This window comes from Paenibacillus peoriae KCTC 3763 (assembly GCF_000236805.1).
Lineage (GTDB): Bacteria > Bacillota > Bacilli > Paenibacillales > Paenibacillaceae > Paenibacillus > Paenibacillus peoriae.
In genome coordinates, this window is record NZ_AGFX01000037.1 from 1 (window position 1) to 22078 (window position 22078).

Sequence of the window (22078 nt, forward strand, 5' to 3'; positions counted from 1 at the left end):
ATATGAAACTCAACATATCGTCATATTAGAAGGCTAGGATCTTGACCAAAAGATCATTATGCCCATGGGTGATGTAGAACGATATTTTAGAGAACATTAAAACCCCCGGATTGCTTCGGGGCTATTTTTATTGAAGGATTTCTCAAACTATTCATCGAATCATTATTTGAGGTGATCAGCATGAGCCATACATATAAAGTGTTAATGTCGGATATAGAACTGTTTGCAGCTGCATTAAGCCGGATAAGAGCAGGGGAGGACTAGTGAAGTGGAAAAAGGAGCTCAACTTAAAAAATACATTCTTGGGCTCCCATTAGTAAAGGTAAGTGTTATTTAATACCAATATTTGAAATTCCCATAGTCAATGACAATGATCTCACCGTTAGGTTTGAGACGTATATTTTGATAGTTGGGTTTACCATTATTCCTTGTTACTTCGAAGGGAATAATACCGTATTTTTTGAACTTGGCTTTCATTCTAAACAACTCCAACATATTTATCCCGTTTTTTTGAAAGTTCAAATGATAGCGTTTCATAATTAACCAATCATATTGATTCCCATGGGTTGTAATATTCGCAAGATGGTTTTTTATCTTGTTTGGAGATGATCGGTAGATCATGACTTCTCTCTTGTTACTCCATCTCCCATATTTCGATTTTGCTACCTTTAAAACAAAACCATCTTCAAGATCATACACAACTCGTCTTGAACCCACACCAATAATCTTTTTGCTGTTGATTATATCCCTTATGCTCTTGTTCAAAGATAAATCGCCTCCTTTCAATTAAGGTGAGTTTTAGTGATTTATAGTAATATCTCTATTCAGAAAATCAAAAAATTCTTATGCATATTTACAAGATCAGGAACAAAGGTATTTCACGGAATATTAAAACCCCGGATTGCTCCGGGGCTATTTTTATTCGAGACCAAATTGTGCTTTTGCGTGTAGTTTGTTGCCTTGGAATGTGAAATTGGCATTGGCTCCAAGCCCGCCTTCGCCTTTATATGAATACATTACAGTGTAGAATTCGTCTCCCTTTTCGCCAACCTCTGAAAGAGCCTCACCTGGACCACCGATAATTTTTGCAACTTCCTCATAAGTCATTCCATTTTTAATCTTGTTATATTTAGTTTTGGTAATGGTTCCTGGGTTTTGCGAGTCTGCTACTGTTTTTCTTTGCTTTCCCATTTTTTCTTATCAAGTATAAAGGTATGTTATCCTCAAAAGCGCAAGACGCCAGAGATTTTTAAACCTAGATCACCCATATTACTTAGGTGCTTATTTTCTGTACTCAGCTCGCAGGGTTTTTAAGAGTGTAAGTGAACCGTAGCGCGGCAAATCCACAATTCGACGGTGTGTGATGGTGAGATTGTTTGGAGAGGTAGTTTAAAAATGTAATAGACTTCCCTACATTATGGGGTTTCTTGCATGCATGAGCCAATGTTCACAATTCTCAGAAGGTAGATTCAGGTAAACTCTGTCCTCCGTCGATAATAATTGTTTGTCCCGTAATGAAGCCCGCCTCTTTGGAAGCTAAAAATGCGGCTGCATGTCCCATCTCTTCAGGAGTCCCAAAGCGTTTGAGCGGGATCGCCGGAAGCATAGTTTCGATATATTTAGTTTGCGTCTTTAGCTGCTCAGTCATCGTATTGCCAGGCATTATTGCATTAATCGTAATCCCAGACGAAGCTAACTCAAGTGCTGCACTGCGAATAAAACCAAGTTGTGCTGCTTTGCTGGCACCATAGTGCGACCATCCTGCGAATCCTGTCACCGGCCCTGTAATTGAAGATGTCAGTACCACTCTTCCATATTCCGCCTTTTTTAAGAACGGCAGACAAGCTTGTATAGAAAATAGAGCTCCACGCACGTTTGTATTCATCACTTGATCCCATTCTTCGGCAGTCATTTCTTCAATTGTAGCCATTGGACCGATTCCCGAGTTTGCACATAACACATCAATTCCATCAAACTCTTCTGCTACATAATGAGCCATCTTATCCATAGAAGTACGATCTGTCACATCACCTCTGACTGCTAACACCTTTCCTCCTAACATTCTGAGCTCTTCAGCGCATTTCTCGGCCTCTTCCAAATTACGTGCAACAACAGCTACTTTTGCGCCCTTTTCGGCAAACACTTTGGCAATTCCTTTCCCAATCCCCTTGCTAGATCCGGTTACAATAACAGATTTGTTCACAAAGTTTTTTTCCAACAATCCCGTTTCCTCCTTTTATAAATTTTTCCCACAGATAATTTTGTGTAGTTAATTTCTTGTTATAAGAATATAGACGAAAACACAATAGGATATATTACATCGTTGCTTCTTACTTAGGAGCATGAAAATAATTGAATCTGAAAGGGAGGTCATGACTATAAGCTTGTATCAACAGGGACAGTAAGCACAGACATTGTATCGAATGGATCCAGCGGCTATCTGCATCACTTATAATCTATTCAAAATGATAAAGCAAATATACCTAATTTCAATTGAAAAATTCTGGCGTTTTTTTATTAAACAAATTAAATATATAATAGAAAGTCAGTGAACTTCCTTAATAATCATTAACAGAACGTCCTGAAGCTACGTAGTAATATATTTTTTCTTCCTGTATAGTTCGCCGATATGAAAAAAGACACCATCCAAGGTGTCTTCCACTAATACTACATATGGAGGCGAGGGGAGTCGAACCCCTGTCCGAAGATAACTGCATGTCTCCAAGAGAATAGATGTTTCATAAACTCCATTCTCATCTGAGTCACACTTACATAAACCTCCACTTGAAATAGCTGCAAATTTCATCTATAATGCTGTAGCATATAGTAATACTCAAGGCATTGACCAAAGACATGATTTCCTTGAAGGGCCGTTCAGAGAGAAAAGCCAAGGCTGAGAGCTTTTCCGGTATCCGCATGTGAAGTTACCCCTTTGTAGCCGTGACGTTGAACGTGCAGCTGTGTAATGTGACAGCGAGCATCAGTAAGCGCCCACCGACTTATCCCCGTTAACGGATACCAATGGAGGGTCACGCATGTTGTGCATGTATGCACAGGAGCGGGCCGAACTAGGGTGGAACCACGAGCTGAACGCACTCGTCCCTTGAGGGAGAGAGGCGTTTTTTTTGCGTTCAATTTTGATATATAGCTATAGCACACAATTAGAATGGAGGCTTTAATCGTGAGTATTCAAGTGAAATTGCCGGATGGAGCCGTACGCGAGTACGAGCAAGGCGTAACGATTGCCGATGTGGCGGGTTCGATCAGCTCCGGTCTGAAAAAGAATGCAGTAGCAGGTAAAGTAAACGGGAAGGCTGTAGATCTGAACACCGTTTTGGATCAGAACGTTGACCTTGAAATTATTACGCTGGACAGTGGGGACGGTCTGGAAATTTATCGTCACAGTACAGCGCATTTGCTGGCTCAGGCCCTCAAACGCATTTATGGTGAGAAAAACGTGAAGCTCGGTATTGGCCCGGTCATTGAAAGTGGATTTTACTACGACATTGATATCGAAAACCCGTTGTCCGTTGACGATCTGGCGAAAATCGAGAAGGAAATGGCCAAGATCACGCAGGAAAATCTGCCGATTACACGTCGTGTGGTCAGCCGTGAGGAAGCAACTCGTATTTTTGGAGAGCTGGAAGATCCATTAAAGCTTGAACTGATCCGTGATTTGCCAGAGGATGCGGAAATTACGATCTATGATCAAGGCGAATTTTTTGACCTGTGTCGTGGCCCGCATTTGCCATCTACTGGCCGCATCAAAGCTTTCAAACTGCTGAGTGTAGCGGGCGCATACTGGAGAGGCGATTCCAACAACAAGATGCTGCAGCGTATCTACGGAACTGCATTCCCGAAAAAAGCACAACTGGATGAGCACCTGCACCTGCTGGAGGAAGCGAAAAAACGCGACCACCGCAAGCTGGGTAAAGAGCTGGAGCTGTTCATGTTCTCCGAAGAAGCACCGGGGATGCCTTTCTACCTGCCTAAAGGTATGGTTGTCCGTACTGCGCTGGAGGATTACTCCCGTGAAATTCAACGTCTGCATGGCTACGAAGAAGTACGCACACCGCTGATGATGAACAATCGTCTGTGGGAGCAATCGGGACACTATGAGCATTACAAAGAAAATATGTACTTCTCCGAAGTAGATGAAACAACATTTGCTTTGAAACCGATGAACTGCCCGGGACATATGCTTGTGTTCAAAAATGAGCTTCATTCTTACCGCGATCTGCCGATTCGCATATCCGAATTTGGACAAGTGCATCGTCATGAGCTGTCCGGTGCGTTGAACGGTATGATGCGTGTTCGTACATTCTGTCAGGATGATGCGCATATTTTTGTAACGCCAGGTCAGATTGAACAAGAGATTACCGACGTAATCAAGCTGATTAACGAAATGTATAGTGTGTTTGGCTTTGACTTCACCGTGGAGCTGTCCACACGTCCGGATGACTTTATGGGCGAGCCGGCACTGTGGGATCAAGCGGAACAAGCTCTGCAAAACGTACTGGATCATCTGGGGATCAGCTATCGTATTAATGCGGGCGATGGCGCATTTTACGGTCCGAAAATCGATTTCCACATTCTCGATGCGCTCAAACGCAGCTGGCAGTGCGGAACAATCCAATTGGACTTCCAAATGCCTGAGAAATTCGACCTCACTTATGTGGGCGAGGACAACCAGAAGCACCGTCCAGTCGTTATTCACCGTGCCATCTACGGATCGATTGACCGCTTCATGGGCATCCTGACTGAGCATTTTACAGGTGCATTCCCATTGTGGCTGGCTCCTGTTCATGCGAAGCTGCTGCCAGTGTCCGAGAACTATATCGAGACTGCCAATCAGGTACAGGAAGCGCTGTTGCAAGCAGGTCTGCGCGTCGAAGTGGATACTCGCAATGAGAAGCTGGGTTATAAAATCCGTGAAGCGCAATTGGAGAAGGTTCCATATATGTTCGTCATCGGAGAAAATGAAAAAACAACCGGTACTGTAGCGGTTCGTAAACGGGGCGAAGGTGATCTGGGATCACTCAGCATTGCGGATATCGTTGAGAAAATCAGCACAGAGATTCGCGAGAAGCAGTAAGTTCTGAATAAAAGAATATAGAGTAAAAGAGCGCTCCAACCACGATAAAAGTGGTTTGGAGCGCTCTTTATTTTATGACGCATCCACCCATACCTAGCAGGTCTGTGGTCGGGATTCAGCGTGATCCGTGGCGAGGGAGAGTGTCTTTGAAGAAGGTTCCGCAGCAGTTGGTTGCTCGGAGGCTTCTTCCTGATCCAGATCCTCGCTCAGCGATAATATTTCGCTTCGCAGCTTCAACATTTTCTGATCCAGCTCATAAGTTGCACGTGCGGCTTCAGATAATCCGCTAACGACATGCTCAGGCACTTTCTTATCGAACTTATAGTACAAAATATGCTCCATGCTGGCCCAAAAATCCATAGCTAATGTGCGCAACTGAATTTCAACCTTGATCCAGCGTGTGCCTTCAAACAGGATGAGCGGAATCTCGACAATGACATGAAGGCTCTGATATCCGTTGGGCTTGGGATGGGCAATATAGTCCTTGATCTCCAGAATACGAATGTCTTCTCGTGTACGGAGGTGATCCATCAGACGGTAAATATCTTTGACAAAAGCGCATACCACTCGCATTCCTGCAATGTCATGAATTTCACGCAGTATATTATCCAGGGTAACTTCATACCCTTTGCGTCGAACCTTCTCCACAATGCTGCGTGGCTCTTTGATACGGGTTTTAATATGCTCAATCGGGCTAAAACCGTCCAACAGTTTCCATTCGGTTTGAATCAGCTTAATTTTGTTCTTTAATTCCTCCAAAGCTAACTGATACAGGACGGGGATTTTTCTCCACTCCTCCAATTGCTTGGTGTTCACATTGTTCTGATCCAGCTGCAGCTGAAATTCCTGTAGGGGCAAAGGGATAGCATTCAAGTGCTTCCAATCCGGTTCATTCACAGGGCATTCTCCTCAATGAGGCTTACGATGTCCTCGATCTATTTCGTATATATAGGCACTACCTTATTATTGTACACTATGTCAAAACCCGCAGGCAAAGCAGGTCAGGAGGAAAAATAATTATTTAGAGTGGTAAAACCAAGTAATCCGATGTATAACGAAAATGAGGATGAGAACAATGGCAGAAGTAGAAAGCTTTCAACTGGATCACACGATTGTAAAAGCTCCTTATGTAAGAGCAGCCGGAGTAGAGCATGACGAAAAAGGGACCACGGTTCAAAAGTACGACTTGAGATTTTTGCAGCCGAATGAAGATACACTTCCAACAGCCGCTGTACATACGTTGGAGCACTTATTAGCGATGTATTTGAGAGATGAAATCAAAGGGATTAAGGATCATTCTCTTTTTTCCGCGCAGGAATATGTGAAGATCGTATTGGAGGCTGGCATTAGCCGCGATCCTAGCAAGTTGGAGACTGGGCCTTGTCTATCCCTTGACACCTATACTTCTTAGATATATACTACGAAACAATAGAATATTGAGGTTTTCTAGGGTTCCGCAGCATGAGATGCTGGTCTGGTCCGAGAGAAGACCCACAGCCTAACGGCTGTGACACGGAAGGATAAAAGCCTGGGAGGTAAACTGCGCAATGCAGCTTATTTCCCAGGCTTTTATTTTTTATTTTAAAGCCATATTAACATTTATGTAAGGAGGAAACAGGGGATGAACAAAACGTGGATGGCGGTTATTATTGCCGCTTTATTCGAGGTTTGTTGGGTCATCGGTTTAAAACATGCGGACAGCATTTGGGAATGGGGTATAACAGTAGTCGCTATTTACATCAGCTTTTATTTGATGATTAGATCGTCACGCTCGCTACCGGTGGGCACAGTGTATGCTGTATTTGTCGGCTTGGGGACTGCAGGAACGGTCATAGCTGAGATCCTTTTGTTTGATGCGCAGATTTATGTCTCGAAAATGGTGATGATAGGGTTGCTTCTCGTTGGCGTTATTGGACTAAAACTGCTCAGCAGAGATAAAACAGAGGAGGTGAGAGGCAAATGAGCTGGGTTTATTTGATTATGGCGGGTGTATTCGAAATGATTGGAGTATTAATGATTAATAAATTTAACACAGCACGTGATTGGAAGTCTTTACTCAGTCTTATAGCCGGTTTCGGCCTTAGCTTCTTGTTCCTTTCGCTCGCAATGAAGACACTGCCGATGGGTACAGCCTATGCTGTATGGACCGGGATAGGTGCTTCTGGAGGAGCGATACTTGGTATGATCTTTTACAATGAGTCCCGTAGCTTGCTGAGAATATTATGCATCACTTTGGTGTTGGGATCTGCTGTTGGCTTGAAACTCGTCTCTTGACAAAGCTGTGAGTTGAACAAACCAAGGAGCAGTTTGCCGGTGGCAACTGCTCAATTCTTTCATTAAGCTCCCTCGAAATGATTAAATTTCCTCACTCAAACTCATGAATTCGCAGGATTTTACTCTGTAGTTAACGTGGAGGAAGAAGGCAAGGGCGGAGGTGGTAGGAAACGGAACGATACGATCCTTTCCTCCTTTTCCATTATTAATGTGAACCTGACAGTAATCCAAATCAATACCTCATAATTCAGAGGCGCAATTTCACCACAAATAATAAATATAATAAAACAGGTAATCCTATTGCTGATAGTATTGTGATTGCAGTACGTACTTTTTTCTCATCTCGTAATATAAACAATAAAAACTTATACCCTAAAATACCAACTAATCCACCCAAACAATTTAAAATGATGTCATCAATGTCTGATGCTCCAATGCCTAAAAGCCCCTGAATGATTTCAATCAATAAACTCACTACGAATATAAATAGCAGATTGGTTATTACTCTTTTATTGTTTTTGAATAATGACAAATATGTGCCAAGAGGAATAAAGATAATTATATTGCCAACCACATTAGCAAAAGCGAAATTTTTTATAGTGGCAGAGTTGCTAAATATATATTCCTTTATACTATAAAAAGGAATGAGATTGATTGACCTATCTAAAGTCCTTTGACTATTGAACAAATCCAGAAGTGAAACTCTTGATAAAATCAATAATTTAAATAAAAAAAGCATGTAACAAATGAAAACTACATATAAAAAGACTGTTTTAATTCTCTCTTGTTTATTCACAATACTTCCATTTTTCATTTCTTCCCGCCTATTCTCTGATGTTCAGTTTATAACGACACTTCATGAAAAAGACTATCACGATTCCATCTATTACTTCAATGTACAACATAAAGCAAACACTAGCCCTCAACAGCGCGGTTCCTCTTAGGCCGCGTCTTTTGCATTTATTCCCTCCGTAACGAACGCTAAAATTCATTTTACCCGGGTGATATTGATTTTCTATTTTTACCCGGATATAATTGGTGAGACATTCAGAGGAGGAGGTACAACATGAGAAATGACCTAACGCGCTTTTACTGCACGGCATTTTTGGGTGTGGGAGTCGTCGCCAGTGGTCCGTTACAGCACGTTGTTTCTACAGTGAAGGCTGCTTTGGATGACAGAGACCTCACACAGCTGCTTATATTTGACGATACCACGGGGAAGCAAATAGATGTTGATTTTCGTGGGAAGACAGATGACGTGCTCAAACGATTAGGAGAACAGTTTGGTGACTTGCCCGGTACGGAAGTTAATCACCAGCCTACACGGCGGGTCGGTCGACCCAAGCTGGGGGTTGTATCCGGTGAGGTTACGTTATTGCCACGGCATTGGGAATGGCTCAAGAGTCAACCTGGAGGGGCGTCGGTAACATTGCGAATACTCGTTGACGAGGCTCGCCGTGCTGGAGGAAAACAGAGCAAGATACGAGAGTCACAAGAAGCAACATATCACTTTATGACAGCTATGGCCGGGAACTTCCATCAATACGAAGAAGCTCTGCGGGCACTGTATGCTGGTGATTTGGATCGTTTTTACCACTTCATCGATGACTGGGCACCTGATATCAGAAACCATATCAAAAGATTAGCCGCTAATGCATTCCCTGAAGAGAACTTATAAATGAAAGCATGTGGAGGCGTAAAGAATTTGGAATGAAAAAAGGAACTACGAAAGGAGCCGCTATGACGGAGTTTGGATCTATTCGTTACATCGAACCATCGCAACGTGCTGGCATGAGGTTCATGCAGCGAGGCATTGAGGGCAGCATTGTCATGTTGAACCTGCTGCGTTTTCGTGATGTTGCCGATTACACAGCCAATCCTGAACTAACACCGGAGGTCCCAATCAGCGGTGCCGAAGCTTTCAACCGCTATATTGAGCACACCCGCCCATTTCTCCGCGAAAGCGGAGGTGAAGTCATGTTTCTTGGCGATGGCGGAGAGTTCCTTATCGGACCCGAAGACGAAAGATGGGATCGCGTCATGCTGATCCGCCAGAGCAGCGCGCAGTCGTTTCTTGCTTTTTCAAGTCATCAAGACTACCTGGCTGGTATCGGGCATCGGACTGCAGCGATCGAAGATTCACGCCTTCTGCCTATGGCAGAACTTCCGATACCGAATTAATTGAAGGAGAATATGATCATGAACATCCTGAAAATCAACGGCGTTGATTTGGCCTATGACAGTTTCGGTAACGAAAATGACGAGGCTATTATCCTAATCGCCGGGCTTGGAACCCAGATGATCCGATGGACGGTTCCGTTTTGTCGGATATTAGCAGCGCGGGGCTTTCGCGTGATCCGCTTTGACAATCGCGACGCAGGTTGCTCGACACACTTTAGCCATTATCAGGCGCTGGATTTTGACGCACTGGCGACTGCTCTCATGTCGGGACAGCGACCGGACATCCCTTACACTATCGATGACATGTCCAACGACGCTATCGGACTGCTCGACGCCCTTTCAATTGACCGGGCACATTTTGTTGGCAGGTCGATGGGGGGAATGATCGCCCAGATTGCAGCCAGTGAGTACCCTGAACGGGTTTTATCACTCACCTCCATTATGTCCAGTTCCGGTAATCCCGCCCTTCCGCAAACCTCCCCGGATGTCATGGCGATGATGACTAAACCGGCACCGAACCCATTTGAGGACGAAGCAGGATTTTTGGCGCACAGCCTCTCTTTTGCCAAACGTATCGCTGGCACCGGCTATCCGTTTGAAGAGGACGCTTATCGGGCGCTCATTCTGGAGGAAGTCCAGCGAGCCTACGATCCAGGCAGTGTCGGACGACAAATTGCTGCGATCGCTGTCTCCGGTGACCGTCGTCCGCGGCTGGCGACCATAAAAGTACCAGCACTTGTCATTCATGGGGTGGACGATCCCCTGTTCGTCCCGGCGTGTGGCGAGGACACGGCTTCTGCCATCCCGGGCGCCGAGCTAATGTTGGTTGACGGCATGGGACACGACTTGCCGCACCAACTGTACAAAGTAACCGCTAATGGCATAGAGCGAACGGCTCGTCGCAATTGACACGCGCTTCCTGAATAGCAACCAGCCGGAGTACCGTGATGCCCAGTGGGGCAGAGTAGCCCCAGGCTAGGGGCGCAGCGCTGATCAATTTGCACCCTTGGCGCATACGACCCGGGAGCGGTGTTCGGGGAAAGATGTCATTGACACAATAATGCCCTTGTCACTTCATAGGAAGGGCAAGGGCAGAAAATGAAGGGCTTATACCCCTGAATAGGCCATGAATCCACCATCTACCGGAATGACCGTACCGGTAACGAAACCGGACGCGGTTTCATCAGCCAGCCACAGCAGCGTGCCAAGCAGGTCTTCAGGCTTGCCGAACCGACGCATCGGGGTGTGGGCAATAATCTTGGACGAGCGCTCGGTAAGCGAGCCGTCCTCGTTGGTGAGCAGTTGCCGGTTCTGCTCTGTCAGGAAAAATCCGGGGGCAATGGCATTCACCCGAATGCCGGATTCGGCCAGATGTACGGCCAGCCACTGGGTGAAGTTGTTGATGGCGGCTTTGGCAGCGCTGTAGGCAGGAACCTTGGTCATCGGGCTGGGAGCGCTCATGGAGGATATGTTAAGGACTACGGCGCCAGGTCGCCCGATCATGCCTTTGGAAAAAACCTGTGTTGGAATTAAAGTCCCGATAAAATTTAAATCAAGCACATTGCGGAAGCCAGGCACACTGAGATCAAAAAAGGTAGTGATTCCAGGCTGGTCCAGATCTTCAGGATGAAACGTCTCCAGACTCGTATTAGCGCTGGGGTGGTTGCCGCCTGCTCCATTGATCAGAATATCGCACGGACCGAGCAGGCGGCGGACCGTCTCCTCGGCCTGCTTCATGCTGTCGGCATCGGTCACGTCGCAGGCAACCGCGATGGATTCTCCGCCGCTCTCACAGATTTCCTTTGCTGTCAAATCGCCCTTTTCAGCAGTACGGTTCAAAATGGCGACCCTGACACCCTGGCGGGCAAGCTCCTTGGCCATGACGCTGCACAGCACGCCGGAGCCGCCGGTTACCACAGCTGTTTTTCCGGACAAGGCCGGATGCAGGGGAAGAGTAGTCAATTTGCATCCCTCTTTTCGTTGGAAGATAAACCCGCAATCCGCTCATACGCGTCCCACAAGCCCCATAAATACATGATACCAAGTGCTCTGTCATATATCCCGTAGCCCGGTCTGCACTGCTCATCCCAGATATGGCGGCCGTGATCCGGTCTGGCGTAACCGGTAAATCCCACATCGTGGTATGCTTTGACAATACCAGTGATATCGACGCTCCCGTCCTGCGTCCGGTGGGAGGTTTCGATGAAGTCACCATTTTCGAATACCCTTACGTTGCGGATATGGGCGAACGGAATGCGGTGGGCAAATTCGTGAATCATAGCAACGATGTCGTTATCTGGGTTGGCGCCAAGCGAGCCGCTGCATAAAGTGATGCCGTTTGCCGGACTGTCGTGCAGTGCCAGAAATTTGCGCAGATTGTCCTGGCTCGTAATGATGCGTGGCAGTCCGAAGATAGACCATGGCGGGTCGTCGGGATGAATGGCCATCCGGATTCCGTTTTGTTCTGCAACAGGGATGATGGCATCCAGGAAGTACTGCAGGTTTTCCCATAGATTCTCTTCAGTAACACCCTTATAGGCTTCAAACAGCGCGGTCAAATGTTCGAGCCGCTCCGGCTCCCATCCGGGCATTGTAAGTGTGCTGTTCTCATTGATCTGGCGTACCAGTTCAAACGGGTCAATGCCATGAATTTTGGCCTTTTCAAAAAAAAGCGCAGTCGCCCCGTCCTCGGTCTTTTTATGCAGATCAGTCCGCAACCAATCGAATATCGGCATAAAATTGTAACAGATGACCTTAACGCCAACCTGGGCCAGCTTCTCAATGGTCCGAATGTAATTCCCGATATAGAGATCGCGTGTAGGTCTCCCCAGTTTGATATCTTCATGTACATTGACGCTTTCCACCACATCAAGATGAAGTCGGGCCTGATCGGCCTGTTTCTGAATATCCAAAATGCGCTCCAAAGGCCATTCCTCTCCTGCTGGAACATCATGCAGCGCCCATACAATGCCCTCTACACCCGGGATTTGTTTGATGTGTTTCAGAGAAATCGTATCATTGCCTTCTCCGAACCAGCGGAATGTCATTCGCATTACTGCACCGCCTTTCCTTTTTCAAGATAATGGATAACGCTTACATCATACACCCGCTCAGTAAAAAGCAGACGTCTACCGCCTGTTCCTTATCTGAAACCTACTTAAAATATTCAGGGTACTGCTCCCGAAGGATATTTAAATCCGCTACACCCAGATTCAAATGCTCATGCATGATGCGTTCCGCCTCGTCCGTTGCCTTATCGCGTATGACTTCCACCATCCGGCTGTGTTGATCATAAAGATGGTTCCAATGAGGATTCGTATCGAGCCGCAGCATGCGTACCCGGTTAAAATGGACATTCAACTGTTGCATAACGCCCCACGTTGCGAGCTTCCCGCAGCCTTCGAACAGGATTCGATGGAACGCCTCATCCAGGTCGAACAGTCGCCGGCCTTCATGCCGTTCAATGCTTTCACGCTGCTGTACGAGGTTTGCTTCCAATTTAGCAAGCCATCCGATAGAAAAGTCCGTACAGGCAAGACGGATCACAGCGCATTCAAGCTGTTCGCGCATAAAGCGAGCTTCCTCAACAAGCTTGGTATCGATCAGAGATACTTTTGTACCGCGTTGCGGGAAAACCAGCACTAACCCTTCTTGGGCAAGCCTGACAAAGCTTTCGCGGACCGGAGTCCGGCTGACCTGAAAGCGGACGGACGTCTCTTTCTCGGACAGGGCGGTTCCGGGCGGAAGTTCAAGGCTAATAATCTGCTCTTTCAGCAGGGCATAGACGGAATTTCCGGCCGATCCGCTGTGGCGATACATATTTTCATCCATATATTCACCTCCTTACAACCATACTACCATACAAGTATGGTAGTTGATGAATTTTATTTGGTAAGACTAACAGACACGATCGTTAAATCGCAGATTGAAACAGAAAACGGTAGACTAGGACTTTATCTTCACGTCCTGGTCTACCGCTTTTTCTTTGATTTGATCTGTCTAAAACCGGCTATACGCCTCATGCCTATCGCCTATCTGGCCGGGATGCTGCGTGTCCCCTCCTTCATCGGGGAGGAGCAGAGTGGGCACACTGGCGGCGTGCCTGCGCCAGCCGCAGCTGTACGGCGTCCACCCGTTGTGTCACGCCGCATCCACGCCTTGCAGGCGTCGTCAGTGCATTTCCACACGGGCACGCTGATGCGTGGCTCTGTCCGTGAGCCTGCCACTGACGAGGCCGTTCGCGCCGTAGCACTGCCCGGCCCGGACCTGCTGCTCACACGGGTCGCCACACCGGATGTGGGCGCTCCACCGCTGGCACGGCTGCCGTACCCGGAAGCACCCTTCGGTTGCCCGAAGCTGGTACGGCGTGTTTCCGGCTTGGAAGCCTCGGGAGGTGTGACCCCATAGGCTTCCAGCAGGAAACGCGACACGGCGGCAGGCTTGCCGTGATTGGAGGCTGGCGAGGTGATGTACAGCAGCTCCTTCGCCCGGGTGACGGCCACGTAAGCGAGACGGCGCTCCTCCTCCAGAGCCGCGTCGTTATCCACGGCCGCTGTAGGTGCTGCGCCTGCCCTCCGATCCTCCGGCAGCTCGCTGTGCAGCGCCGAGCTGTGCGGCAGGATGCCTTCGCTTGCGCCGATCCAGTAGACGCAAGGGAACTCCAGTCCCTTGGCGCGGTGGATCGTCATGAGCCGAACGGCATCGCTGTCTTCCTCTCTGCGCAGCGATTCCATCTGGCGGTGACGCTCGGAAAGCTCGTCCGCAAAGCTGACAAACGCCTCCACCGTGTCAAACCGCTTCGCCGCAGTCTCCAACTCCTCCAGGCTTTCCTGCATCGTTTCCTTATAATGAGTCCACGCGCCTGTATCTCCGCTTTCCAAATATTTGTCATAAAAGACGCGGCGCATTTCTTGAATGGCATAGGCCGGTTTCATGGTCGAGAGGCTGCGAATCAGACGGATACGCTCTTTTACTTGTTCACGCTGAAAATCACGCAGCCGATCCCAGCGGCTAAGATGAATCAGCGGATATTTTTTGGCCTGCTGCTTTTCCTCACGCATAATCCATTCCATCCCCGCTTCGCGGGAGACATACAGCGGCCCCAGGGTGCTGGGGATCGATTCCATCCGCCGAGGGTTCAGTGACAGCCGCAGGTGATCCATTAAAGGACGGATCAGGGTTTGGTCATAAAACACAGCGCCTGCTCCATACTGAATAAACGGCACATCCCGCATAATTAATTGTTCAAAAATAGATCGGCTTCCGCTGGCTGTCCGGTGCAAAATAGCGATATCCCGGTAGCGAAGCTGACCTTCCTCCACCTGTCCGAGCAGATGGGTAACGATATGTGCCGCTTCTTCCTCAGGCCCGGATGGAGTAGCGAACTGCGGCGGCAAGCCCTCTTGTCCAGCAGCCGACAGGCGTTTGGAGCGTCGATGGACATTTTTGGCGACAATGTTGGAGCCCAGTCCCAAAATGCGCGCATCGCTTCGATAATTAATATCGAGGGTAATCACCTTCGCGTCCTTGTAGACCTTGTCGAACTCCAGGATGGATTCCTGACGCGCCCCATTAAAAGTATAGATCGTCTGGTCATCATCACCGACGACCATCAGATTGCGGTGTCGGGCAGCCAATCGCTGCACCATTTCGTATTGCAGGGCATTCGTATCCTGAAACTCATCGACCATGATGTGGGAAAAACGCCGCTGAAGCGGCTGAAGCACATCCGGGTCACGCAGCAGAACGGAGGCACGCAGTAGAATATCGTCAAAATCCATTTTGCCCCGTTCCTGCTTCCATGCTTCATAGGCGAGCATGGCCCGCTTGGCATCCGATTCCTCGCGTCCGGTTTCCGGCAGCTCGTCGGCGCTGCGACCTTCCGCTTTCCAGGCAGAGAGGGCAGACAGCAGACTTTCCGGCTGGAAAGCCTCGCTGAGCCCAAGCTGGCGCAGCATCATTTTCATGACGGTATGCTGGGCTTGCGTTTCACCGAACACTTCGTCCTGGACGCCGTGATAACGTAGCATCGCCAAAGCAAACGAGTGAAAGGTGCGTGCCTGAACGGCACGCGCAGCAGCAGGGCGCACACCGGGCAGCCCTGCGATGCGCAGCTTCATTTCGGCAGCCGCCTTACTGGTAAAGGTCACCAGCAGGATGGACGCCGCCGGGACATCCCGCATCGCCATCAGGTAGCCAGCACGGGCAGCCAGCACCGTGGTTTTACCACAGCCCGCTCCGGCCAGTGTCAGAAGGGGGCCCTTGCCGTGGCGGACAGCCTGAATTTGCGGGCGATTCAGATGAATGCCCGCGTCCTCCAAAGCACGGAAATAGGCCGAGTCCTGGTCGGTGTCGGGTACCAGTGTCGTACTGGTATCTATGGAAGCACGGCGAGCTTGCGGGCTTGGTGTTGAATAAGGAACCCCGATAGGTCGGGGATAAAAAGCAGGATTTGGGTCCATGATCCTGAAACCCCTTTCGATCATAAAATCTTCCATTTTCACAAATGGGGGTAGTTTTTGGTATGATAGAGTTCTAGCAGCTTTCGCTAACCAATAAGCATAAAGCGATGACTGCATATGCTGAAATTCATGCGGATCTTGCCAGAGTACCAGCGTGTCATAACAAGATTGTCGCTGATGCCGGTAGCCTGCAAATAGGCAATATGACCGCATTCCATTATACAGGAGTTCGAGGTTTGCCAACAGAAAAAAACTTTGGGATATGCGGACGGTATGGGGAAATCCGGCTGGATATAGGGAGGAAATAACGATGAAGCTGATTCAACGTATCAAAGAAAGCGCTAATCGCGCTACAGAAAAGGCACAGCATGCTGTTGAGATTAGTAAAATAAATTCACAAATTACCGCGATTCAACAGGAAATGGATGTTCATTTCTTGCGGATGGGTCAGATCTTCTATGAGGGCTACCGGGCATCTGATATGTCGGTGGCAGAAACAGAGATGACACAGCTATCCACCGCCTGCGATGAGCTTCAGGATGAAATTGACGAGTTGCGCAGCAGAATTGCGCAATTGAAAAACGCTCATCTATGTACCTGTGGAGCGGTTGTGCCCTTGGATGCGAATTTTTGCCCAAAATGCGGACGCAAGCTAAATGAAGGACAGGCTGCTTCAAAGCAAGTGGCTGCTGTGCGTGAAGAGATACCGACAGACGTCTACTCTTTTGATCTGCGCAAGCCAGAGGCAGCCAAGGATGCTGCACCTGCTTACACGGAGTATTCAGCACATGAAGTAGTTGAGCGGCATGAACACGAGCAGGGCGGGCTGCAGGAAATGTTCGAACCAGCCGCATCATCCGGATCGGACCGCAATTATGTGTCTGATTTTACACCGGAGGAAAAAGCGGCATTCGACGAAGAATGGGAGCGCCGCCGTCAGGAAGAGATTGAGCAAGAGCACCGCCGTCTTGGAGAACTGGAACGTGAGCGTGAGCGTCAGGAGGAGCTGGACGAGCGCATTCGATATTGGAAGGCGAATAACTCCGGGGCAGAGAAGCCGGCTACGCAAATACGCGAACATGTAAAATGCCAAATTTGCACAGCAGAGCTGCCTAAAGGCTCCAAGTGGTGCCCGCGCTGCGGGGCTGAACAGATTTGACGCAGCCGAACAGGCTGTCGCAGGACACAGACAGAACGCCGGGCAGCATAGGGGGAACAGAACATATGGAGCGTTTGCTGCATCATCTGCGGAATCTGGGCTTTACAGAAATGGAAGCCAAGGTCATGGTCGAGCTATCGAGACAAAATGCAGCTTCCGGCTATGAAGTGGCTAAGCGTCTGGGCGCATCGCGCTCCAACGTATACGCAGCTTTGCAGCGTCTGGCCGGACAGGGATATCTCAGAACCAGCACGGGAGAGCCTGTGCGCTACAGTATGCTGCCATCGGGCGAACTGACCCGAATGATCGAGGGGCAGATGCAGGAGTCTCTGCGCGCGGTGGAGAAGGAAATGCCAAGAGCCGAGCGGGCCAAGCCGACCTTTTATAACGCGGAAGGCGACCGGAATGTATTGGAGAGCCTGACACGTGAGCTGGAACGGGCGGAGCATGAGATTGTGCTTGATTTGTGGCGTGAAGAAGCTGAACTGTTGCGGGCCGAATTGGAAAAAGCCGAAAAACGGGGCGTGCGCCTGCTATGGTCCTGCAATACCGACGAAAGCGTGCTGGGACCATGGCTGCCGCGTGCGGCTGGCAAAAACGGACAGGAAGCGGAAGGACGCAAGTTTTCTTTTGTCGTTGATCGGCGTTGGTGCATGCTGGGGATGCGGGGAGAGAATTGCCCGACACAGGCACTCATTACCGAGCATCCGGTGATGACAGGATTGCTGCTGAACCATTTTGCCCAGGATCTTATTCTGTATGAGCTGGAGCATGATATGGGCAGCGAGCTGTCGACCCGTTATGGCTGGCGGTATGAGGGCATTATCGGCCAATATATGACAGGCGGAGAATAGCACAAGGATTACGTGGTGGAAAGTTCCATCAGTGCCCGGCATATCGATGTAATGTATCCCGCTTTATGAGGCACGAATTGATCCGATGTGATCAGGCGGCGAGTTTTTTCCAGATTCGGTCCCGAAGTTATGCCGTGGGCTTCAAGAAAAGGAATATGTCCTTCAAAAAGGGCCAGCGCTTGCTCAAGGTCTGCTTCGTACAGTCCGGCCACTTCTTCCTGCTGGAGACGATAAGCCTCCAATGGCTGATTCCACAGTAGTCCAAACACCGAACTGAATTCACGATCCCAAAAGGAAGTGCCCTGTGCAGTTCCCTTGCTTTCATACCGAACGGTCATCAGCGGTGTCAGTGAGGTAAAAGGGACGTGAATGCCCAGCTCTTCCTCCAGTTCACGGGCTGCTTGAGATACATCTTCGCCTGCCGTCAGATGACCGGCAGCCGTAATATCGTAGTATCCGGGGAAAGTGTCCTTCGAATCCTGACGCTGTTGAAAGAGCAACCGACGGCCTGTGGAGGTGTCTCGTGCCAGCCAGCAGTGAAAAGTATGATGCCAATATCCTTTGGCATGTGCTTCTTGCCTTGAAGCAGTGCCAAGGGGCTTGTCTTCATCATCGTAGATATCCAGAAGCTCGCTAGTCATTGTGGTTCCTCCTATAATCAGTTCAGATGTAAAAGGTCTATTTTACAGTATAACGTGTTTTCAGTTCTGAGGATATGAAGACGGCTGTGGAATGTGCAGCGGCATTTGGGGTATGCTGGAAACATGGGGATTTGCGCCATAAACCAGGTTTATGATTGAAAGGAGCGATTTTATATGGAATGTATTGTACATTTTCGAGTCATGCATCCAGAGGAGCCCAAGGAGCTGCGCGGGCTGATTATGCTGGAAAGCGGAGGCAAGCCGGGGATCGACCAAATCACAGATATGTTTAAAAATATGGGCTATGATGTACGTCCGGATAATCCAGAGGAATTGATTTTCAAGCCAGTTGATGCGAGAGCAGACTATACATATATCCGGGTTATTGAGCTGGATACGGGTGAGGAAGTCTATCACGAAGACCGGAACTTACGTGCGATTCTGGAAAATTTGCTGAACAAGCATTAAGGATTAGGAGAGCTATAGGATAAAATGAGATAAAGCGATCCTGTTGTAATTCATAGGAACGGAGTAAAAAAATATGAGATTGTATATCATCCGCCATGCAGATCCGGATTACCCGAACAATACCATTACCCCGGAGGGGCATCTGGAAGCCCAGGCATTGGCCAAACGGCTTTCCAGTCACGGACTGGACCGCATTTATGCTTCACCTATGGGGCGCGCTCTGGATACAATGCGCTACACGGCTGATGCTCTCGGTATGACTCATGAAGTGGAGCACTGGACGCAGGAGCTGGCCTTGAAGCTGGAGGAAACTCCATACGGTCGTCTATCTCATTGGGATCTGCCCGGTGAAGTGATCCGCTCTGAGCTGCCCCTTCCGACGCATGACACATGGAAGGAGATTTCCTATTATCAGGGAACGCAAAGTCCCGAAACCTTCGAGCGGCTGAAGTTTCATTCCGATGAATTCCTGAAGCGCCAGGGATTTGAGCGAATCGGAGGCCGATACCGGATTCTCAAGCATACCGAGGACCAGGTGGCTGTGTTCTGTCATGGCGGCTTTGGGCTGACCTGGCTGGCCCATCTGCTGGAGCTGCCTTTGGCCTTGGTTTGGTCCGGCTTTTGGATGCCGCCTAGCTCCGTAACTACGATCTTATTTGATGAGCGCTCCAAGGAATGGGCTGTCCCTCGCTGCATCGGCTTCGGTGACGTCTCCCATCTGTATGCTGAGGGGTTGCCCGTCAGACCTCGGGGTATTATCACCAATTTTAATTAATCAGACTTCCATATCCATGTGAAAGCGGCTTAGGACGATGTATCGTCTTAAGCCGCTTATTTATAGCCGTATGAGTTCGATTGCACTAAAAATACACTTATCTGAAAATGGAGTTAGCTATGTGATTCCACGTACCCTTCCAGCTTGGAGGTGCAATGTGCGCAGCGGGTAGCTGCTACAGGAATTTCCGATAGGCAATGCGGGCATTCCTTGATCGTTTTTTCCTGAGGAGGCTTTTCTTCCTCTTTACGCTTCAACATATTAATCCCTTTGACCAGCAGGAACACGCAGAAGGCCACGATCATGAAGTCGAGCAGAACGTTAATGAACTGACCATAGGCAAGAACCGCGATCCCTGCTTCTTTGGCCTGTGACAAAGTCATGCGTGTACCATCATTATTTAAAGGCTCGGCAGTTCTTAAAGCTACATACAAGTCCGGGAAATTCATGCCACCCAGAAGCTTACCAATCGGAGGCATAATAATATCATTGACTACAGAAGTGACAATCTTGCCAAACGCTCCACCGATGATCACACCGACTGCGAGGTCAATCACGTTGCCCCGTACAGCGAATTCTTTAAACTCTTTAATAAAACCTTTTCCGCTCATGTAAGTGCTCACCTGCTTTTCATAAAATCATTTACTTATAATACATGCTATGTCGACTAAGGGCAATTCCAATTTGATGTATTGCATGTTGTCACAAAATCACATGTTCATTTGTCTTCTAGGTGTAAACCAATAATGGAGGCGATGATTGTGAGTTTAAGATTTAATTACAGAGCAGTGAGTCCAAGTACATTTAAATCAATGATGGAGATGGAAAATTATATTTCCGGCCGTTTTGCGGACAAGGTCCTATATGAGCTGTTGAAGATTAGAGTATCCCAAATCAATGGATGTTCCTATTGTCTGGATATGCATGCCAAGGATTTGCTCAAGCTGGGGGATTATGCGGATCACATTTTACAGCTTGCCTTATGGCGCGAGGTTCCTTTGTTCACGGAAAAAGAACGTGCTATGCTTGAATTAGCTGAAGCCGTTACCCGTATCTCGGAACAAGGGGTGCCTACAGATTTGTATAATCGGGCCAGAGAGCATTTTAGTGAGGAAGAATATGTGGATTTAATCATGGCGGTTAACGTTATTAACAGTTGGAACCGGATTGCCATTGCGACGGGGATGTATCCGGGTAGTCTTTAATGGAACAGGGGGCCATACTTTGACTGGCAAAGAACAAGGAATTGAACAGGAATCGGTGGATTTGAGTCTGGAGGAGCTGTATCAAAAATATCACAAATATTCGTTTGCCATTGCTTATCGCATGCTTGGAACGGTTACAGATGCCGAGGATGTTGTTCAAGATTGCTTTGTCGAGTTGGAGAATAAGCCTCTGGATGACCTACAGAATCCCAAAGCCTATATAGCCAAAATGACGATGAATCGGTGTCTGAATCTGCTGAACTCTGCGCGTAAGCAAAGAGAAACGTATGTTGGGCAATGGCTGCCGGAGCCGCTTGGCGAAAGCGCAGATCTGCCTGCGGAATGGCTGGAGCGTAAGGATATGATATCTTACGCTTTTCTGGTTCTGCTGGAGCAGCTCAAGCCGATAGAACGTGCTGTCTTTGTGCTGAGGGAAGCTTTTCAATACGATTATAAAGATATTGCAGAATTACTGGGGAAGACCGAAAGTAACTGTCGTCAGCTGTTCAGTCGCTCTCGTCGTATTCTGTCTTCCGGGGAATCTGTCCTTGCCGCTCCGGCAAGCAATCCCCCAAATAATGCTACCAGAATAAAGCTGCTGGAGCGTTTTACCTCCGCCTTTCTCGCCTACGACGTGACTGCTATGCTGGAGCTGCTGGCTGAACAGCCTGCATTTGTGGCGGATGGCGGAGGCAACGTGCATACGGTGATGAGACCGATGGTGGTACGCAAAGGCGTGCTCGCCCTGTTAACATCTCGCCGGGTGCTTACCGCATTGCGGGAGAGAGAACTTGTCCACACTGTTATCAATGGTGAGTTACAACTGGCATTTCTGAAAGAAGGCAAAGTGAAAGAAGCCTTATGTATCAGACTGACACCGGACGGGGAGCATATTCAGGATTTTTATTTAATGATCAATCCGGATAAACTGGGACATATTCATGTAAAACAAGACAGATGAATTC

Annotated in this window: 24 protein-coding genes and 1 riboswitch; of the genes, 13 read left to right on the forward strand and 11 right to left on the reverse strand. The window is 48.3% G+C overall.

Going from position 1 to position 22078, the window contains the following annotated elements:
- Window positions 1–333 precede the first annotated feature (333 nt).
- The 3 genes from KQI_RS0118165 to fabG all read right to left on the reverse strand — a co-directional run bounded on the left by KQI_RS0118165 (window position 334) and on the right by fabG (window position 2221).
- Window positions 334–765 carry a hypothetical protein gene (locus tag KQI_RS0118165; RefSeq protein WP_010348293.1) on the reverse strand — a complete coding sequence of 144 codons (432 nt, stop codon included), beginning with the start codon at window positions 763–765 and terminating at the stop codon, window positions 334–336.
- Between the two features lie 153 nt (window positions 766–918).
- Window positions 919–1191, reverse strand: a complete 273-nt coding sequence (locus KQI_RS0118170; RefSeq protein WP_010348294.1) for a DUF3862 domain-containing protein — start codon at window positions 1189–1191, stop codon at window positions 919–921.
- A gap of 265 nt (window positions 1192–1456) precedes the next feature.
- A complete protein-coding gene (fabG, locus tag KQI_RS0118175; protein ID WP_010348295.1) occupies window positions 1457–2221 on the reverse strand; it encodes a 3-oxoacyl-ACP reductase FabG in 765 nt (254 codons plus the stop codon).
- A 960-nt stretch (window positions 2222–3181) separates the two neighbouring features.
- Between fabG and thrS the strand changes: the two genes are divergently transcribed.
- Window positions 3182–5095 carry a threonine--tRNA ligase gene (gene thrS / locus KQI_RS0118180; protein ID WP_010348296.1) on the forward strand — a complete coding sequence of 638 codons (1914 nt, stop codon included), beginning with the start codon at window positions 3182–3184 and terminating at the stop codon, window positions 5093–5095.
- Window positions 5096–5188: 93 nt separating this feature from the next.
- Here the strand turns inward: thrS and KQI_RS0118185 are convergent, their stop codons facing one another.
- Complete coding sequence (locus tag KQI_RS0118185) at window positions 5189–5992, reverse strand: GTP pyrophosphokinase (RefSeq protein ID WP_010348297.1); 804 nt, start codon at window positions 5990–5992, stop codon at window positions 5189–5191.
- 178 nt (window positions 5993–6170) lie between these two features.
- Here KQI_RS0118185 and KQI_RS27130 point away from each other — a divergent pair, with 178 nt between their 5' ends.
- From KQI_RS27130 to KQI_RS0118200, 3 genes are all read left to right on the forward strand, one after another.
- Window positions 6171–6506: an S-ribosylhomocysteine lyase gene (locus tag KQI_RS27130; protein WP_010348298.1), complete on the forward strand. Its 336-nt coding sequence runs from the start codon at window positions 6171–6173 to the stop codon at window positions 6504–6506.
- Window positions 6507–6530: 24 nt separating this feature from the next.
- Window positions 6531–6632: riboswitch (guanidine-I (ykkC/yxkD leader) on the forward strand.
- Between the two features lie 84 nt (window positions 6633–6716).
- Window positions 6717–7058: a DMT family transporter gene (locus KQI_RS0118195; protein ID WP_010348299.1), complete on the forward strand. Its 342-nt coding sequence runs from the start codon at window positions 6717–6719 to the stop codon at window positions 7056–7058.
- Window positions 7055–7369 carry a DMT family transporter gene (locus tag KQI_RS0118200; RefSeq protein ID WP_010348300.1) on the forward strand — a complete coding sequence of 105 codons (315 nt, stop codon included), beginning with the start codon at window positions 7055–7057 and terminating at the stop codon, window positions 7367–7369. Before KQI_RS0118195 ends, KQI_RS0118200 begins: the two co-directional genes overlap by 4 nt.
- A 247-nt stretch (window positions 7370–7616) precedes the next feature.
- Here the strand turns inward: KQI_RS0118200 and KQI_RS0118205 are convergent, their stop codons facing one another.
- Entirely contained in the window at window positions 7617–8183 is a 567-nt protein-coding gene (locus KQI_RS0118205; RefSeq protein ID WP_010348301.1) for a VanZ family protein, read from the reverse strand.
- Window positions 8184–8435: 252 nt separating this feature from the next.
- Here KQI_RS0118205 and KQI_RS0118210 point away from each other — a divergent pair, with 252 nt between their 5' ends.
- The 3 genes from KQI_RS0118210 to KQI_RS0118220 all read left to right on the forward strand — a co-directional run bounded on the left by KQI_RS0118210 (window position 8436) and on the right by KQI_RS0118220 (window position 10459).
- Window positions 8436–9047 carry a DUF2239 family protein gene (locus KQI_RS0118210; RefSeq protein ID WP_010348302.1) on the forward strand — a complete coding sequence of 204 codons (612 nt, stop codon included), beginning with the start codon at window positions 8436–8438 and terminating at the stop codon, window positions 9045–9047.
- A 62-nt stretch (window positions 9048–9109) separates the two neighbouring features.
- Window positions 9110–9550 (forward strand): DUF1330 domain-containing protein, encoded by a 441-nt coding sequence (locus KQI_RS0118215; RefSeq protein WP_029390225.1) that lies wholly within the window; start codon window positions 9110–9112, stop codon window positions 9548–9550.
- Window positions 9551–9568: 18 nt separating this feature from the next.
- Window positions 9569–10459 carry an alpha/beta fold hydrolase gene (locus tag KQI_RS0118220; RefSeq protein WP_010348304.1) on the forward strand — a complete coding sequence of 297 codons (891 nt, stop codon included), beginning with the start codon at window positions 9569–9571 and terminating at the stop codon, window positions 10457–10459.
- Window positions 10460–10657: 198 nt separating this feature from the next.
- Here KQI_RS0118220 and KQI_RS0118225 read toward each other — a convergent pair whose 3' ends face one another.
- The 4 genes from KQI_RS0118225 to KQI_RS0118240 form a co-directional block, all read right to left on the reverse strand.
- On the reverse strand, window positions 10658–11512 hold the full coding sequence (locus KQI_RS0118225) for an SDR family oxidoreductase (RefSeq protein ID WP_010348305.1): 855 nt from the start codon (window positions 11510–11512) through the stop codon (window positions 10658–10660).
- Window positions 11509–12603: a mannonate dehydratase gene (uxuA, locus tag KQI_RS0118230; RefSeq protein WP_029390226.1), complete on the reverse strand. Its 1095-nt coding sequence runs from the start codon at window positions 12601–12603 to the stop codon at window positions 11509–11511. Before uxuA ends, KQI_RS0118225 begins: the two co-directional genes overlap by 4 nt.
- Window positions 12604–12703: 100 nt before the next feature.
- Window positions 12704–13381 (reverse strand): GntR family transcriptional regulator, encoded by a 678-nt coding sequence (locus KQI_RS0118235; protein WP_010348307.1) that lies wholly within the window; start codon window positions 13379–13381, stop codon window positions 12704–12706.
- 200 nt (window positions 13382–13581) lie between these two features.
- The gene (locus KQI_RS0118240; RefSeq protein ID WP_010348308.1) at window positions 13582–16011 is read right to left on the reverse strand and encodes a UvrD-helicase domain-containing protein; all 2430 of its coding nucleotides are present in this window, start codon (window positions 16009–16011) and stop codon (window positions 13582–13584) included.
- A gap of 310 nt (window positions 16012–16321) precedes the next feature.
- Here KQI_RS0118240 and KQI_RS0118245 point away from each other — a divergent pair, with 310 nt between their 5' ends.
- Both KQI_RS0118245 and KQI_RS0118250 read left to right on the forward strand, forming a co-directional pair.
- Window positions 16322–17170: a zinc ribbon domain-containing protein gene (locus KQI_RS0118245; protein WP_010348309.1), complete on the forward strand. Its 849-nt coding sequence runs from the start codon at window positions 16322–16324 to the stop codon at window positions 17168–17170.
- A gap of 65 nt (window positions 17171–17235) precedes the next feature.
- A complete protein-coding gene (locus KQI_RS0118250; protein WP_010348310.1) occupies window positions 17236–18024 on the forward strand; it encodes a TrmB family transcriptional regulator in 789 nt (262 codons plus the stop codon).
- A gap of 8 nt (window positions 18025–18032) precedes the next feature.
- On the opposite strand, the gene KQI_RS0118255 is transcribed toward KQI_RS0118250, so the two are convergent.
- Complete coding sequence (locus tag KQI_RS0118255) at window positions 18033–18665, reverse strand: NUDIX hydrolase (protein WP_010348311.1); 633 nt, start codon at window positions 18663–18665, stop codon at window positions 18033–18035.
- A 174-nt stretch (window positions 18666–18839) separates the two neighbouring features.
- Here KQI_RS0118255 and KQI_RS0118260 point away from each other — a divergent pair, with 174 nt between their 5' ends.
- Together KQI_RS0118260 and KQI_RS0118265 are read left to right on the forward strand one after the other, a co-directional pair.
- Window positions 18840–19133, forward strand: coding sequence for a hypothetical protein (locus tag KQI_RS0118260; protein ID WP_007428606.1), 294 nt, complete (start codon window positions 18840–18842; stop codon window positions 19131–19133).
- 73 nt (window positions 19134–19206) lie between these two features.
- Window positions 19207–19908 carry a histidine phosphatase family protein gene (locus KQI_RS0118265; protein ID WP_010348312.1) on the forward strand — a complete coding sequence of 234 codons (702 nt, stop codon included), beginning with the start codon at window positions 19207–19209 and terminating at the stop codon, window positions 19906–19908.
- Between the two features lie 113 nt (window positions 19909–20021).
- On the opposite strand, the gene mscL is transcribed toward KQI_RS0118265, so the two are convergent.
- A complete protein-coding gene (mscL, locus tag KQI_RS0118270; RefSeq protein ID WP_010348313.1) occupies window positions 20022–20519 on the reverse strand; it encodes a large conductance mechanosensitive channel protein MscL in 498 nt (165 codons plus the stop codon).
- A 150-nt stretch (window positions 20520–20669) separates the two neighbouring features.
- Here mscL and KQI_RS0118275 point away from each other — a divergent pair, with 150 nt between their 5' ends.
- Window positions 20670–21113: a carboxymuconolactone decarboxylase family protein gene (locus KQI_RS0118275; RefSeq protein WP_029390227.1), complete on the forward strand. Its 444-nt coding sequence runs from the start codon at window positions 20670–20672 to the stop codon at window positions 21111–21113.
- Window positions 21114–21132: 19 nt separating this feature from the next.
- Complete coding sequence (locus KQI_RS0118280) at window positions 21133–22074, forward strand: sigma-70 family RNA polymerase sigma factor (protein ID WP_010348316.1); 942 nt, start codon at window positions 21133–21135, stop codon at window positions 22072–22074.
- The last annotated feature ends 4 nt before the right edge of the window (window positions 22075–22078 follow it).

What these genes read in the sequence shown, in the direction of transcription:
- KQI_RS0118195 (WP_010348299.1), top strand. Translation starts at nt 6,717, where the DNA reads ATGAACAAAACGTGGATGGCGGTTATTATTGCCGCTTTATTCGAGGTT.
- KQI_RS0118265 (WP_010348312.1), top strand. Translation starts at nt 19,207, where the DNA reads ATGAGATTGTATATCATCCGCCATGCAGATCCGGATTACCCGAACAAT.
- KQI_RS0118245 (WP_010348309.1), top strand. Translation starts at nt 16,322, where the DNA reads ATGAAGCTGATTCAACGTATCAAAGAAAGCGCTAATCGCGCTACAGAA.
- KQI_RS0118210 (WP_010348302.1), top strand. Translation starts at nt 8,436, where the DNA reads ATGAGAAATGACCTAACGCGCTTTTACTGCACGGCATTTTTGGGTGTG.
- KQI_RS27130 (WP_010348298.1), top strand. Translation starts at nt 6,171, where the DNA reads ATGGCAGAAGTAGAAAGCTTTCAACTGGATCACACGATTGTAAAAGCT.
- KQI_RS0118205 (WP_010348301.1), bottom strand. Translation starts at nt 8,183, where the DNA reads ATGAAAAATGGAAGTATTGTGAATAAACAAGAGAGAATTAAAACAGTC.
- KQI_RS0118255 (WP_010348311.1), bottom strand. Translation starts at nt 18,665, where the DNA reads ATGACTAGCGAGCTTCTGGATATCTACGATGATGAAGACAAGCCCCTT.
- uxuA (WP_029390226.1), bottom strand. Translation starts at nt 12,603, where the DNA reads ATGCGAATGACATTCCGCTGGTTCGGAGAAGGCAATGATACGATTTCT.
- KQI_RS0118220 (WP_010348304.1), top strand. Translation starts at nt 9,569, where the DNA reads ATGAACATCCTGAAAATCAACGGCGTTGATTTGGCCTATGACAGTTTC.
- KQI_RS0118170 (WP_010348294.1), bottom strand. Translation starts at nt 1,191, where the DNA reads ATGGGAAAGCAAAGAAAAACAGTAGCAGACTCGCAAAACCCAGGAACC.
- KQI_RS0118235 (WP_010348307.1), bottom strand. Translation starts at nt 13,381, where the DNA reads ATGGATGAAAATATGTATCGCCACAGCGGATCGGCCGGAAATTCCGTC.
- KQI_RS0118250 (WP_010348310.1), top strand. Translation starts at nt 17,236, where the DNA reads ATGGAGCGTTTGCTGCATCATCTGCGGAATCTGGGCTTTACAGAAATG.
- mscL (WP_010348313.1), bottom strand. Translation starts at nt 20,519, where the DNA reads ATGAGCGGAAAAGGTTTTATTAAAGAGTTTAAAGAATTCGCTGTACGG.
- KQI_RS0118200 (WP_010348300.1), top strand. Translation starts at nt 7,055, where the DNA reads ATGAGCTGGGTTTATTTGATTATGGCGGGTGTATTCGAAATGATTGGA.
- KQI_RS0118240 (WP_010348308.1), bottom strand. Translation starts at nt 16,011, where the DNA reads ATGGACCCAAATCCTGCTTTTTATCCCCGACCTATCGGGGTTCCTTAT.
- KQI_RS0118260 (WP_007428606.1), top strand. Translation starts at nt 18,840, where the DNA reads ATGGAATGTATTGTACATTTTCGAGTCATGCATCCAGAGGAGCCCAAG.
- KQI_RS0118215 (WP_029390225.1), top strand. Translation starts at nt 9,110, where the DNA reads ATGACGGAGTTTGGATCTATTCGTTACATCGAACCATCGCAACGTGCT.